The organism is Rhodococcus sp. R1101 (genome assembly GCF_000278445.1).
In the GTDB taxonomy this organism is placed as follows: domain Bacteria; phylum Actinomycetota; class Actinomycetes; order Mycobacteriales; family Mycobacteriaceae; genus Rhodococcus; species Rhodococcus gordoniae.
Genome location: NZ_AJVB01000061.1, coordinates 1 through 13471, shown reverse-complemented (window position 1 = coordinate 13471; position 13471 = coordinate 1). Strand labels below are relative to the sequence as shown.

The 13471-nt window shown below is 69.0% G+C and carries 15 protein-coding genes, 1 pseudogene and 1 riboswitch; of the genes and pseudogenes, 12 read left to right on the top strand and 4 right to left on the bottom strand.

The features are described from left to right. Positions 1 to 189: DUF3027 domain-containing protein (locus R1101_RS26035; protein WP_037222382.1), on the bottom strand; the 189-nt coding region annotated here is incomplete at its 3' end. A 136-nt stretch (positions 190 to 325) separates the two neighbouring features. Here R1101_RS26035 and R1101_RS0106970 point away from each other — a divergent pair. The 3 genes from R1101_RS0106970 (at position 326) to R1101_RS0106960 (ending at position 3399) form a co-directional block, all read left to right on the top strand. Beyond that, positions 326 to 1141, top strand: coding sequence for a glutaminyl-peptide cyclotransferase (locus R1101_RS0106970; protein WP_016932739.1), 816 nt, complete (start codon positions 326 to 328; stop codon positions 1139 to 1141). A gap of 91 nt (positions 1142 to 1232) precedes the next feature. Beyond that, complete coding sequence (locus tag R1101_RS0106965; protein WP_026002976.1) at positions 1233 to 2909, top strand: MFS transporter; 1677 nt, start codon at positions 1233 to 1235, stop codon at positions 2907 to 2909. A 1-nt stretch (position 2910) separates the two neighbouring features. Continuing rightward, on the top strand, positions 2911 to 3399 hold the full coding sequence (locus tag R1101_RS0106960) for a DUF2771 domain-containing protein (protein ID WP_016932737.1): 489 nt from the start codon (positions 2911 to 2913) through the stop codon (positions 3397 to 3399). A 65-nt stretch (positions 3400 to 3464) separates the two neighbouring features. Here the strand turns inward: R1101_RS0106960 and R1101_RS0106955 are convergent, their stop codons facing one another. Further along, positions 3465 to 3872, bottom strand: a complete 408-nt coding sequence (locus R1101_RS0106955; RefSeq protein WP_172506139.1) for a cold-shock protein — start codon at positions 3870 to 3872, stop codon at positions 3465 to 3467. A gap of 192 nt (positions 3873 to 4064) precedes the next feature. Here R1101_RS0106955 and R1101_RS26030 point away from each other — a divergent pair, with 192 nt between their 5' ends. The 3 genes from R1101_RS26030 (at position 4065) to R1101_RS0106940 (ending at position 5758) form a co-directional block, all read left to right on the top strand. After that, positions 4065 to 4307, top strand: coding sequence for a hypothetical protein (locus R1101_RS26030; RefSeq protein ID WP_037222384.1), 243 nt, complete (start codon positions 4065 to 4067; stop codon positions 4305 to 4307). Further along, the gene (locus R1101_RS0106945; RefSeq protein WP_016932734.1) at positions 4304 to 4696 is read left to right on the top strand and encodes a YccF domain-containing protein; all 393 of its coding nucleotides are present in this window, start codon (positions 4304 to 4306) and stop codon (positions 4694 to 4696) included. The genes R1101_RS26030 and R1101_RS0106945 overlap by 4 nt, the downstream gene beginning before the upstream one ends. A 320-nt stretch (positions 4697 to 5016) precedes the next feature. Further along, a riboswitch (cyclic di-AMP (ydaO/yuaA leader) is annotated at positions 5017 to 5157 on the top strand. A gap of 10 nt (positions 5158 to 5167) precedes the next feature. Further along, positions 5168 to 5758, top strand: coding sequence for a resuscitation-promoting factor Rpf1 domain-containing protein (locus R1101_RS0106940; RefSeq protein WP_026002975.1), 591 nt, complete (start codon positions 5168 to 5170; stop codon positions 5756 to 5758). A gap of 150 nt (positions 5759 to 5908) precedes the next feature. Here R1101_RS0106940 and R1101_RS0106935 read toward each other — a convergent pair whose 3' ends face one another. Further along, on the bottom strand, positions 5909 to 6097 hold the full coding sequence (locus R1101_RS0106935) for a hypothetical protein (RefSeq protein ID WP_006551681.1): 189 nt from the start codon (positions 6095 to 6097) through the stop codon (positions 5909 to 5911). A 59-nt stretch (positions 6098 to 6156) separates the two neighbouring features. On the opposite strand from R1101_RS0106935, the gene R1101_RS0106930 reads away from it, so the two are divergent. The 6 genes and pseudogenes from R1101_RS0106930 to R1101_RS29445 all read left to right on the top strand — a co-directional run bounded on the left by R1101_RS0106930 (position 6157) and on the right by R1101_RS29445 (position 12426). Beyond that, positions 6157 to 8436, top strand: a complete 2280-nt coding sequence (locus tag R1101_RS0106930) for a helicase-associated domain-containing protein (RefSeq protein WP_016932732.1) — start codon at positions 6157 to 6159, stop codon at positions 8434 to 8436. A 563-nt stretch (positions 8437 to 8999) separates the two neighbouring features. Next, positions 9000 to 9167 (top strand): hypothetical protein, encoded by a 168-nt coding sequence (locus R1101_RS30625; protein WP_016932729.1) that lies wholly within the window; start codon positions 9000 to 9002, stop codon positions 9165 to 9167. Between the two features lie 21 nt (positions 9168 to 9188). After that, complete coding sequence (locus R1101_RS30620) at positions 9189 to 9347, top strand: hypothetical protein (RefSeq protein WP_016932728.1); 159 nt, start codon at positions 9189 to 9191, stop codon at positions 9345 to 9347. A gap of 129 nt (positions 9348 to 9476) precedes the next feature. Next, positions 9477 to 11135 carry a DNA repair helicase XPB gene (locus R1101_RS0106905; RefSeq protein WP_016932727.1) on the top strand — a complete coding sequence of 553 codons (1659 nt, stop codon included), beginning with the start codon at positions 9477 to 9479 and terminating at the stop codon, positions 11133 to 11135. 42 nt (positions 11136 to 11177) lie between these two features. Further along, complete coding sequence (locus R1101_RS0106900; RefSeq protein WP_016932726.1) at positions 11178 to 11846, top strand: DUF3239 domain-containing protein; 669 nt, start codon at positions 11178 to 11180, stop codon at positions 11844 to 11846. 17 nt (positions 11847 to 11863) lie between these two features. Beyond that, a pseudogene (locus R1101_RS29445) lies at positions 11864 to 12426 on the top strand (GNAT family N-acetyltransferase). Positions 12427 to 12430: 4 nt separating this feature from the next. Here the strand turns inward: R1101_RS29445 and R1101_RS0106895 are convergent. Next, positions 12431 to 13417, bottom strand: coding sequence for an LLM class F420-dependent oxidoreductase (locus R1101_RS0106895; RefSeq protein ID WP_016932725.1), 987 nt, complete (start codon positions 13415 to 13417; stop codon positions 12431 to 12433). Positions 13418 to 13471: the final 54 nt, after the last annotated feature.

The window sequence follows — 13471 nt, the reverse complement described above, 5'->3', positions numbered from 1 at the left end:
CACGACGACGGCCCACTGCCAACCGCGGTAGCCCGCAAGCTCCGCGACGAAGCGGTGGGTGGCCGAGCACTCGTCCTCGCGCGTCACGCCCAGATAGGCGCCGACTCCACCGTCTCCGAGTTCGTCGAGTGCGGCCCGAGCGAGGTCGGCGGCGTCGGCGAGCACGGAACGCACCGCCGGATCGACCACGGGGTTCGTTCCTCGGGAAGCGGAAGCAGAGGCAACACTCACGGCCCCCATTCTGCCTGACCTGTCGGCCCGGGCGCCCGCGGGTCGCGGAAGCTCGTACAGACGCGGGTCGCACACGCGATGTCAGGATGGGCGCGTGTCCCGTCTTCTCCTCTCGGCCGCGGTCGCGGCGATCGTCTGCGTCACCACCGCCGGATGCGGTGACGATCTCGTCGCCGAACCCGGGCCACCGGCCACCGAGCTCGGTGTGGAGGTCGTCGCCACACACCCTCACGATCCGGAGGCGTTCACCCAGGGCCTCGAGATCGACGAGGACGAACTGCTCGAAGGCACCGGCCGTGCCGGACACTCGTGGGTCTCGGCGCGGGAGGTCGACGTCGACGGCGGCACCCTCACACTCGCCGAAGCCGAACGCACCCGTGAGCCCGTCCTCGACGACTTCTTCGGGGAGGGCATCACCGTGGTCGACGACGAGCTGTGGCAACTGACCTGGAAGGACGGCACCGCCGTCGTGCGCGATCGCGACACGCTTCTCGAGAAGCGCCGCGTCGGCTACGACGGCGAAGGCTGGGGGCTGTGCGCCCGGCCCGGCCGTCTGGTGATGAGCGACGGCTCGGCCGAGCTGATCTTCCGCGACCCCACCTCCTTCGCCGAGATCGGACGCGTCACCGTGCACCGGGAGGGCCGCGCCGTGACGAATCTCAACGAGCTCGAGTGCGCCGAGGACGGCAGTGTCTACGCGAACGTCTGGCAGACGGACGAGATCGTGCGGATCGATCCGTCCACCGGCCGGGTGGACGCGCGGATCGACGCGGCGCCGCTGCGCGATCTGCTGCCCGACGGGGCCGAGGTGGACGTCCTCAACGGCATCGCGCAGATCCCGGGAACCGATCGGTTCCTGGTGACGGGCAAGTACTGGCCGACCCTGTTCGAGGTGCGTTTCGTGGGGTGATCCGGGTGGCATACCGATCGCGACACGCCTCACCGGGGCCACGACCCGCCCTTGTGTTACAGCCGCTACAGCGTGGGGAAGAATCGAAGACGTGACCGAACCGGACGAGCGACCCGCCCCAGAGGGGGCAGACCGACCTGCCCCGGGCTCGCAGCATCCGGGGTACAGCAACTATCCGCCTCCCCGCCGCGTCTCGGGACGTCGTACTCCCCTGCCACCCCTGCATCCCGTCGACCACCCGCACCGACCCGCGGGTGCGCCGGATGCCGATCGCGGGGAGTCCGCGTCCGGCACCGACGCACCGCGCGCTCCGCGCATGCCGCGGAAGCTGACGGTGACGCGGGTCGCGGCTCTGCGCAGCCGCGAACTCACCTCGAAGGGCATCGCGACGTTCCGCCGGGCCGCCACCGCCGACGGCGCCGACAAGTCGGGACTGACCGCGCTCACCTACGCGACGATGGCGAACTTCGCCTCCGATGCGGCGATCGCCGTCGCCCTCGCGAACACCCTGTTCTTCTCGGCGGCCACCGGGGAGGACAAGACGAAGGTCGCGCTGTATCTGCTCATCACGATCGCGCCGTTCGCGATCATCGCGCCGCTCATCGGGCCGTTGCTCGATCGGCTGCAGCACGGTCGCCGTCTCGCGCTGGCGACGTCCTTCGCGCTGCGCACGGTGCTCGCGATGGTGCTCGTGTTCAACTTCGACAGCTGGCTGCTGTATCCGGCCGCCCTGGGCATGATGGTGCTGAGCAAATCGTTCGCGGTACTCAAATCCGCGGTGACCCCACGCGTCCTGCCACCGGAGATCGATCTGGTGCGGGTGAACTCCCGGCTCACGGTCTTCGGCCTGGTCGGCGGCACGATCGGCGCCGGCGCGGTCGCGGCGGTCGCCGCGTGGGCGTTCGGGTCGGCGGGAGCATTGTGGCTGTGCGCCGGGATCACCGCCTTCGGCGCCTATCTGAGCATGCGTATCCCGGCGTGGGTCGAGGTCACCGAGGGCGAGGTACCGGCGACACTGTCGTACCACCGCTCCGATGCACGTACCGAAGTGCTGCATTCCGACACCGTGACCGAGGTGATCGTCACCAAGTCCGGAAAACGGAAGCAGCCCCTCGGACGGGCCGTCGTGACCGGGCTGTGGGGCAACGGCACGATCCGCATCCTCACCGGCTTCCTCACCCTGTTCATGGCGTTCGTCGCGAAGAACACCACCGGACAGGATCCGCTGATGCAGGCCGCGATGCTCGGGGGTGTCGGCGCCGCCGCCGCGATCGGCAACTTCGCCGGCAATGCGACCGGAGCGCGACTCGCGCTGGGGCGGCCCGCCCTGATCGTCGTGCGGTGCACCGCGGCGGTCGTGGTCGTGGCCGCCGTGGTCGCCGCGACCGGCAACGTCCTGACCGCAGCCCTGGCGGCGCTGGTCGCGGCGTGCGCCAGCGCGCTCGCCAAGGTCTCGCTCGACGCGTCGCTCCAGCAGGACCTCCCGGAGGAATCGATCGCGTCGGGATTCGGACGGTCCGAGACGGTCCTCCAGCTCAGCTGGGTGTTCGGCGGGGCGATGGGCGTGCTGCTGCCCACCGAACTGTGGCTCGGATTCGCCGTGGTCTCCGTGGTGCTGGTCGTCGGATTCGCGCAGACGGTGCTGACATACCGTGGGGGGACGTTGCTACCGGGATTCGGCGGCCGTCGACCCGAACGCGTCTCCACCGAGACGACTGCCGGGCGACGACGCGCCGGCGGATCCTCCACCGAAGATTGGAACAGTTGAGTTGCAGGCCCGGACGAAGAAGACTCTCGCGCTGCTGCTGGTAGCCCTGGTGATCGTGGTGGGGGGAGTCGCCGCCACGGTGTGGAAACTGGTCGATTCGGCCGAGCCCACGCTTCCGACCATCACCGCGTACGCCCGGGGGAAGACCGTGACGGTCGACCCCGCGCAACACTGCAATCTCTATCTCGAGGACTGTGTGGAGAACCCCATCGGTCAGCTCGACGTGCCGGCGGGCTACCCGCTGCAGTTGTCGCTCCCCGCGGAGATCGCCGATGCTCCGTGGCGCATCATCACCGTCTACGGCGACACGCAGACCGGTCAGACCTACGTCGACGGCGCCATGTTCGAGGCGGGGGCACGTCGGACGCTCACTGTGAAGAGCTCTGCCGAGCTGCAGCTGCTCGGGGTCGAGATCCAGCTGCCGTCGGCCGTGGTCGACGAGGCCGGTGAACCGATCGCGCACGCAGTCTGGGCCGTGAAGACCTTCTGATCCGGCCGCACGAACGACGCCAGGCCGCTCTCGCCGGTAGCGAGGCGGCCTGGCGTGTTTCGTTTCTAGTGGTCGAGCTCGCGCGCGATCGCCCGCATGACCTCGGAGATGCGCTGACCGGTCTTGCGGTCGGGATAGCGCCCGCGCCGCAGATCGGGCTGTACCGCTGCTTCGAGCAGCTTGATCATGTCCTCGACCATGCCGTGCAGCTCGTCCGGTGCGCGGCGCTTCTGCTGGACAGGAGCCTCGCGGCGTCCCTGCCGCAGCGTGGGTTGCTCGAGGAGCTCGACCTTCAGCGCCTGCGGACCCCGGCGACCCACTGCCATGCCGAACTCGACGCGCTGCCCGGGCTTGAGCGCTTCCACTCCCTCGGGGAGCGCGGAGGCACGCACGTAGACGTCCTCGCCCTCGTCCTGGGACAGGAAGCCGAAGCCCTTTTCGACGTCGTACCACTTCACCTTGCCGGTCGGCACCGCGCTCACCCGCTCCTCGACAGCTGTGCCCCCACGGGGCAACCCGTTTACCATGCAAAACAACGCGCCCCGACTCGGTCGAGTGGGACGCGTAGACGCCTGCCAGTGTACCTGCCGGGGTGTGCGTCCCCCCGAATCGTCTTCCCGCTCCCGGACCTCACCGCCGGACCCCGCGACGACTACCGTGGTCACGTGGGTACTTCATCTTCGGATTCGTCCGCCGCTCCGCGTAACGGCCTCCTGAAGGCCGCGATCGTGTGTTTCGCCGTCGGCGTGGTGGCCGTCCTCGCCATCTTCCTCACCCCGGTGATCACCGACGGCAAGCCCGGGCTCGTGCTGTATCTGCTGACCCTCGCCTGGCCGCTGGGCTTCGCACTCGCCATCGCCTTCGCGCTGAGCTCGGGCCGGCGCGCACGGAACGGAGACCGGACATGAGGATCCTCCTCAACATCATCTGGCTGATCTTCGGCGGCCTGTGGCTCGCGCTCGGCTATTTCGCGGCCGGCCTGATCTGCTGCATCCTCATCATCACCATCCCCTTCGGCATCGCGTCGTTCCGCATCGGCGTCTACGCGTTGTGGCCGTTCGGCAAGACGACGGTCGACAAGCCGACGGCCGGTACCGCGTCGCTGATCGGAAATGTCATCTGGATCGTGGTCGCCGGCATCTGGCTGGCCCTCGGGCACATCGCCACGGCGATCGCCATGGCCGTGACGATCATCGGTATCCCGCTCGCGATCGCGAACCTGAAGATGATCCCGATCTCCCTGATGCCCCTGGGGAAGGAGATCGTTCCTGTGGACACCCGCCCGAGTTACATGTGATCTTTATCACATAACAGCGGGATAACGAGCGGGACTCGAAACGGATTTTCGGGTACCCGAACCCCACTACCTGGGACTTTATTCCCTGGTACGCGACGCGCGCGTTCGCCGACCTTCGAATCGACGCGTTATCAATTGGTGACACTTCGCCCTCGGCCCGTTACCGTCATCTCCGGTCGAACCGCCAGGCTCGACCGGTCCGGAACCGCCGCGCCAAATTCCTGTCCCGTGGTTCCGGAAATCCCGACGAACGATCCACAGGGGACAGGAAACGGGGGACCCACCGGTCTCCCAGGAACCGACCGGCCCACAGCCGGACGGTGTCCAGGAGGCCCGGGCCGACGCAAGCGCGACGGCCCTCGGGGTGAAGCCGAAGGCACTCCCAACGGAGTGACACGGCCGGGCAACCTCTTCAGCCCGAACCCGACAGCTGACCTCGTAGGTGCGTACGGAGAGGAACACGGAACCGACATGAGCGGACGCCATCGCAAGCCCACCAATACCGGTCGTACCGTCGCGAAGTTCGCGCTGACGGGTGCAGTCCTCGGCGTCACGGGTGTCGCGTTCAGCGGCACCGCCGCTGCCGCCCCCGACTCCGACTGGGACCGCCTCGCACAGTGCGAGTCCGGCGGCAACTGGGGAATCAACACCGGCAACGGCTACCACGGTGGCCTGCAGTTCTCGCCGAGCACCTGGAACGCCTACGGCGGCCAGGAATACGCTGCCTCGGCCAGCCAGGCCAGCCGCGAACAGCAGATCGCCGTCGCCGAGCGTGTCCTCGCCGGCCAGGGCTGGGGCGCATGGCCCTCCTGCTCGTCGAGCCTCGGACTGTCGAGCGCGCCCACGCAGCGCTCCGTCGACACGGTCCCCAGCGCTCCTGCGGAGACCCCGGCCCCGAGCATCGAGAACGCTGTCCCGCAGCTTCCGGAGACCCCCGCCCTCCCCGCCGATGTCCAGGGCATCCTGGCCGGCTTCGAGCAGGGCGTCACCGCGCTCCAGGACGCCGGCGTCGAGCTCGACCCGAACATCCTGGACGCCGTTCGCGCGGTGCTCCCGCAGTAACACTCCGAACATCCCGGGAAGGCCCCGCACCACTGGTGGTGCGGGGCCTTTCCGCATGCGCGGACTCGGCATGGGCCCTGAGAACGACGACGCCCGGCCCCTGCGAAGGGACCGGGCGTCGTGCGGAAGAGCCGAATCGGTGATCCGCGATCAGCGGTTGATCACCGTCTTGGGGTGCGTGTAGGGCAGGTCCTCGACCGGCAACGGGAACACGGTGTCCTCACCGTAGGGGGAGAGCGGACCGGATCGCGTGGACGACAGTTCGGTGACAGCGTGCTCACCGTCGGCCAGCTCGGGCCATCCGTGGTCGACATAGTGCTTTTTCGAAGAGGTAGCCATGCGCTCATTTTGGCAGGTGAGTTCGGGGCCTGCTACCGCAGGTCTCTAATCTGGAGGGGATGTCCCCGACCACGCCCGCTCCCGACACCGCCTCGGACTCCCTCGCCCGCTGGCTGGCAGGTCGACGCGACACGGATCTCGCTGCCACGCTGCGTGCCCGGCCCGACCTCGTGGTGCCGCCACCGGCGAGCATGAACGTGCTCGCCAACCGGGCACAGCAACGCGCCTCGGTGTTCCGTGCTGCCGACGAACTCGACACCGCCACCTTCGGAATCATCGAGGTGCTGGCGCGTCTCGGAGCGGTCGTGTCCCCCGTGGCCCGGGCTGCCGTACTCGACGAGGTGTCCGGCCGGCTCAGCGCGAGGAATCTCGACCGGATCCTGTCCACCCTGCGGTCGCTGCTACTGGTCTGGGGATCCACCGACGAGTTGCGTCTCTCCGCTGCCGCCGTGGACGCCGTCCCGTGGCGCGTGGGACGCAGCAGCGACGTCGCCGGTCCGTCCCGGCAGGAACTCGACGATCTCCTCGCGGCGCTACCGCCCGAGCAGCGCAGCATCCTCGACACCCTGTCCCGTACGTCCCCGATCGGCCGTACCCGCGACGCCGCGCCCGGAACACCCGACGAGCGGCCCGTACAGAAACTGCTCGCCGCCGGACTGCTCCTCCGCATCGACGACGAGACCGTCGAACTCCCCCACCGGGTGGGTCAGGCGCTGCGCGACGACGCCCCCTTCGACCCGGCGGCGCTCGCTCCCCCGCGTGCGCCGAAGCCCACCCGGTCCACCGCCGACGTCAACGCGACCGCCGCCGGTGCCGCCCTCGAACTGCTACGGCACTGTGAGGACGTCCTCGACGTGCTCGGCGCGCAACCCGCCCCCGTCCTCAAGGCCGGCGGACTCGGTGTCCGCGAACTGCATCGCATCGGGAAGTCCGTCGGCCTCGACGACGACGAGACGGCGCTGGTCGTCGAGGTCCTCGCCGGCGCCGGGCTGATCGCGCGTGGCCTTCCCGACCCGCCCACACCCGGCGACGACGATCACTGGGCCCCCACCACCGCCACCGACGCGTGGCTGGCGTCCTCCCCCGCCTACCGCTGGGCGGTCCTGGCCGGCGCCTGGCTCGACCTGCCGCGGCGCCCCTGGCTGATCGGCCGGCGCGACCAGAACGACAAGCCGGTCGCCGCACTCTCCGACGAGGTGAAGTCCCCCACAGCCGCCCGCGATCGGCGACTGCTGCTCGACGTCCTCTCCGACGTGCCGGCACTGGGCGCGGACGTCGCCGATCTCCGTGCCGCTGCGGCGTGGCGTCGTCCTCGCTGGGCGGGTCGCTTCGACACGACGAGCGTCGTGGAGACCGTGCGTGAGGCGACGACCCTCGGTCTCGTCGCGCACGGCATGCTCGCGTCGCCCGGTAAGGCGTTGCTGCACGGCGGCGACGCCGAGGCCGAGATGGCGGCCGTGCTGCCCGAACCCGTCGACTACGTGCTCGTCCAGGCCGACCTGACGGTCGTCGCTCCCGGACCGCTCGTCCCCGAACTCGGCGAGCGGATCGCACTCGTGGCGGACGTCGAATCGGCCGGCGCCGCGACCGTCTACCGGATCGGCGACAGCAGCATCCGGCGCGCGCTCGACGCCGGTCTCGGCGCGAGCAACCTGCACGGTCTGTTCGCGACGCATTCCCGTACCCCGGTACCGCAGTCGCTCACCTATCTGATCGACGACGTCGCGCGTCGCCACGGACGTCTGCGCGCGGGTGTTGCGACGTCCTTCGTCCGCGCCGACGACCCAGCTCTCCTCACCGAGGTGTTGTCCGCCCCGGTCGCCGCGATGCTCGCTCTGCGTGCGGTCGCTCCGACCGTCGCGATCTCGCAGGCGCCGCTCGCCGAGGTGCTCACCGAGCTGCGTGCCGCGGGCTTTGCTCCGGCCGGAGAGGACGCCTCGGGAGCGATCGTGGATCTACGGCCCCGAGGGGCCCGTGTCGCGATGCCGCGCACCCGCGCCCGTTACGCCGGACCGACCGCGCCGAGCGGCGAGCAGCTCGACACCCTGGTGCGTACGCTGCGCGCCGGCGACCGTGCGGAGGCCGCGACGCCGACGGCCTCGGCGCGCGGCGACGGCAGCAGATCCGGGGGCGCGGCGACTCTCGCGCTGTTGCAGCTCGCCGTGCACGGCAAGCGCAGCGTCACCCTCGGCTACGTCGACGCCCAGGGGGTGGCGACGCGGCGGATCGTCGACCCGGTGTCGGTGGGCGGCGGGCAGGTGCAGGCTTTCGACCCGGCGACGGGCTCGGTGCGCAGCTTCGTGCTCCACCGTGTCACCTCGGTGGCGCTGGTCGACTGACGACAGAACCGGGTGCGGCCGTCGGCATTCGGCGGCAGGTCGCGCACGAGTCCGTCCCCTCCATGTGCTCCCGTGGAACAGATTCCGCGGCAATGGATTCGAGTCGTCGATCACCGATCTGCTCGACATCGGACCGGTGGCACCATCCGGCTTCGCCGAGGAGCGCCGAGGTCTCCTCGGCCACTCCTCGCGCACCCTCGTTCTCGTACCGGTTCGAGTACCGGCGAGGGTCCGTTCCACCGGTGACGCGATCTCGGGTGCGACAGGAACAGACGCGCCGTGAAATCGACTCCGGGAACCCGGACGCCCGCACTATTTCTGCATTGTGTTCGGATGGCGCACAGAATATTTCGGGCGACTGGCTTTTTCCCGGAAATGACGTATGGTGTGGTCCTGTCGAGTGGTTGTTCATCGAAGATGGAGTGACAATGGCCGACAAGGGCAAGAATCCGAAGAAGCCTGCGAAGTCCCTGAAGGAACGTCGACAGGAGAAGCGGCAGAAGACCGCCGAAGCCGGAGAGTTCATTCGTAAGCGGAAGCGGAGCTGAATCCACTTGCAGGCCATGGATCTCGAAATCGCAGCGCTCGAAGCGCTGTACGAGAAGATAAGTGGATTGTCCGGTCGGGAATCGGGCACCGACGCGCAGCGGCACGGATATCGGTCCGCACTGGCGCGTGCGCGTGTGTTCGTTCTCGACGAGCGTGCCGGCGCGATGAAACAGCCGGCCTGAGAACAGAGAATCGGTACTGGAATGAAGCGGACGCTGCATGCCCTGGACAGGATCCAGGAACGACTCGAGTCGGAATTGGATTCGAGGCCTCCGGCCTCCGAGAAGGACGCCGGCTACCGGTCCGGGATCTCCGAGGCGCTGGTGTGCGTGATGGAGGTGCGGCAGTCGCTCGCACGGTGAGTACGTCGTGAAGCCGGGTCGGGCGTGTGGTCCTCACAGGGATCGCACGCCCGATCCTGTCGTGGTGGCGCGGTACGGCCCGAACCTGGAGAATGGGAAAGTTCAACTTTCTACCCACAGGAGGCACTCGTGGCCGACGGACCGCTCATCGTCCAGTCCGACAAGACCGTGCTCCTCGAGGTCGACCACGAGGGCGCCGACGCGGCTCGTCAGGCGATCGCACCGTTCGCCGAACTCGAACGCGCCCCCGAGCACATCCACACCTACCGGGTGACGCCGCTGGCACTGTGGAACGCCCGTGCCGCCGGTCACGACGCCGAGCAGGTCGTCGACGCGCTGGTCTCGCATTCCCGGTTCGCCGTCCCGCAGGCGCTGCTCGTCGACATCGTCGACACCATGAGCCGCTACGGGCGTCTCCAGCTGGTCAAGCACCCCGCGCACGGCCTGACCCTGGTCAGCCTCGACCGCGCGGTGCTCGCCGAGGTTCTCCGGAACAAGAAGATCGCGCCGATGCTCGGCGCCCACATCGACGACGACACGGTGATCGTGCACCCGAGCGAGCGCGGACGTGTCAAGCAGATGCTGCTGAAGATCGGCTGGCCGGCCGAGGACCTTGCGGGCTACGTCGACGGCGAGGCCCACCCCGTCTCGCTGGACTTCGAGACGAACCCGTGGCACCTGCGCGACTACCAGGAACTGGCCGCCGACTCGTTCTGGGCAGGCGGCTCGGGCGTCGTGGTGCTGCCGTGCGGCGCCGGAAAGACCATGGTCGGTGCCGCCGCGATGGCGAGGGCCGGCGCGACGACGCTCATCCTCGTGACGAACACCGTCGCCGGGCGGCAGTGGAAGCGCGAGCTGATCGCCCGCACCTCCCTCACCGAGGAGGAGATCGGCGAGTACTCGGGTGAGAAGAAGGAGATCCGCCCGGTCACCATCGCCACCTACCAGGTGATCACCCGCAAGTCGAAGGGCGAATACCGCAATCTCGAGTTGTTCGACTCCCGCGACTGGGGGCTGATGATCTACGACGAGGTGCACCTGTTGCCGGCACCGGTCTTCCGGATGACCGCCGACCTGCAGTCCCGCCGGCGCCTCGGCCTCACCGCGACCCTCGTGCGCGAGGACGGACGCGAAGGCGACGTCTTCTCGCTCATCGGCCCGAAGCGGTTCGACGCGCCGTGGAAGGACATCGAGGCCCAGGGCTGGATCGCGCCCGCCGACTGTGTGGAGGTTCGCGTCACCCTCACCGATGCCGAGCGCATGGCGTACGCCGTGGCCGAGCCCGAGGAGCGGTACAAGCTGTGCTCGACCGCCCGTACCAAGATCCCGGTGGTGAAGTCGATCCTCGCGCAGCACCGCGATGCACCGACGCTGATCATCGGCGCTTACATCGATCAGCTCGACGAGTTGGGTGAGGCGCTCGACGCCCCGGTCATCAAGGGTTCGACGAAGACGAAGGAACGCGAGGCGCTGTTCGACCGGTTCCGTGCCGGCGAGTTGAAGGTGCTGGTGGTGTCGAAGGTCGCGAACTTCTCCATCGATCTGCCGGAGGCCTCCGTCGCGATCCAGGTGTCGGGCACGTTCGGGTCGCGGCAGGAGGAGGCCCAGCGCCTCGGGCGGCTGTTGCGTCCCAAGCACGACGGCGGGCAGGCCCACTTCTACTCCGTCGTCTCGCGCGACACCCTCGACGCCGAGTACGCCGCGCACCGCCAGCGGTTCCTCGCCGAGCAGGGCTACGCGTACCGGATCACCGACGCCGACGATCTGCTGGGCCCGCAGATCGGCTGACTGCCCGCGGGAGGCCGTTCGGGGCTCCCATAAGCTGGTGGCGTGCGCCGCTTCGACTTCCCCCTGGACCTCCCCCATGCCAAGGCCGTGAACCAGACCCTCGCGGACGTCCGTCGTCTGCGGTGGTCGGCGATATTCGTCGGCGTGGTGTGTGTCGCCGGTGCGGTGGGCCTGTTCCTGCTCGGCGAGAGCTGGTCGTACATCGTCGCCGCCGTGCTGGCGGTGGCGGCCGCGACGTCGGTGTGGGTGGCGCTGTGGGCACCGCGCAAGGTCGGGACCATCGAGCAGCTCTATCACGACAGCCCGCTCGTTCCGGCTGTCGTCGCGGCGAAGCGCGCCCGCGGGTTGACGCTCCTCGCTCTGGTGGACATCGCGAAGCCCGAGACGACGGGCCGGCACTTCGCCCTCGTCACCCGCAACGTGGAAGCGGTCCCCGGCCACCGCATCGCGATCGGCGAGCGGGTGCCGTGTGCCGCGGTCCTCTCCGACCGCACGACCCGCAACGACTCGGGTGTGTGGCAGATGGTCGGGCCGATGCCGATCGCGTGGGGCACCCGCGACAAGAAGGTCATCGCCGATGCCGTCGCACAGATTCCCGACGTCGAGTGGCGCGTGCTGAAGGACCAGCTGAAGAGGGTGGACGAGGTCGATGCCACCGACGAGCGTCGTCTCGAGCTGTCGAGCAAGGAACTGCCGCCGGAATTGCGGTGACCCGGAAGTTCGGTGACATGGAGATCCGCACGCTGACCGACGACGTGGTGGTGCTCTCGCCGCCTCGCTCGGCCGATGTCGACGCCATCACCGAAGCGTGCCGGGACCCGCTGATCGCCCGCTGGACCACCGTGCCCTCCCCCTACACCCGGCCGGACGCGCGGCATTTCGTCGAGGACATCGTTCCGGCCAAGTGGGAGAACGGTTTCCCCGATTGGGCGATACGATCCGCCGCAGACGGGGTGTTGTGCGGCATGGTCGGATTCGTCCCGCGCGAGAGCGCGGACCCGGAGATCGGCTACTGGATCGCCCCGGCCGCGCGGCGCCGGAGTCTCGCGACCGCCGCGGTACGACTGGCATGCGGTTTCGCGTTCGCCCCGGACGGCCTGAACGTCCGGCGGGTCGCCTGGCGCGCCTTCGTCGGCAACCGTGCCTCCGCTGCCGTCGCACGGCGGGTCGGATTCCGGTACGAGGGCATCGTCCGGAACGGTCTCGTCCAGCGCGGCGTTCCGCGGGACGTGTGGGTCGCCGGACTGTCTGCCGACGACCCACCCGGACCGTGGACGGCTGGCCTCTGTAGGCCGTCACGCGAGGTGAGGAAGCACTTCCTTCTCGAGCAATTCCAGCCCCGAGGTGTCGTAGGCGGCTTCGGGCACGTAGAAGATCGCGTACTCGAGCCCCTGCTTCTTCAGCGCAGTGAGGTTCTCGATGATCTGCTCGGGGGTACCGACGGCAGGCATCCCCCGGAAGGCGTCGAGCGCCCCGTCGGCCTTCTCCGGTCCCACGATCGGTTCGAGACGGGCCCGCAGCGCCTCGAGTCGGTCCTGTACCTCGGCTTCGGTGCGGCCGATCGCCACGTTGTAGTTGGCCGACCGCACGATCGCGTCGAAGTCGGTGCCGACCTCGGCGCAGTGCTCCCGCAGGATCTCCGATTTGCGCGCGAAACCTTCGGGTGTGCCGTCGAAGTTGGTGTACCGCGCGTACTTCGCGGCGATCTTCAAGGTCACCTTCTCGCCGCCGCCCGCGATCCACAACGGAATACCGCCCTCCTGCAGCGGAAGCGGGCGGACGATCGCGCCGTCGACGGTGTAGTGCCTGCCGGAGAAGGTCGCGGAACCCGTGGTCCAGGCCTGCCGGAAGATCTGCACGCCCTCGTCGAGGCGGCGCAGTCGCTCACCCGCCGACGGGAAACCGTAACCGTATGCGCGCCATTCGTGTTCGTACCACCCACCGCCGATCCCCATCTCGATGCGTCCGCCGGAGATGATGTCGGTGGTGGCCGCGATCTTCGCCAGGTGGGCCGGGTTGCGGTAGGCCATGGCGGTGCACATCTGGCCGATGCGCACGCGCTCGGTGACGGCCGCGAAGGCCGACACGAGGGTCCATGCCTCGTGGGTGGCCTCGTCGGTGGGTGCAGGGACGGTGTGGAAATGGTCGTACACCCAGATCGAGTCCCACGGGCCGCGATCGGCGCGGACCGCGAGGTCGCGCATCACCTGCCACTGGTCGGAGGGATCGATGTCGACGAGGTCCAGTCGCCAGCCCTGGGGGACGAACAATCCGAAGCGCATGCGGGTCCTAAGGTCGAAGTGACGGTGTTCGGTGCCGGTTCGGCCGGCACCACC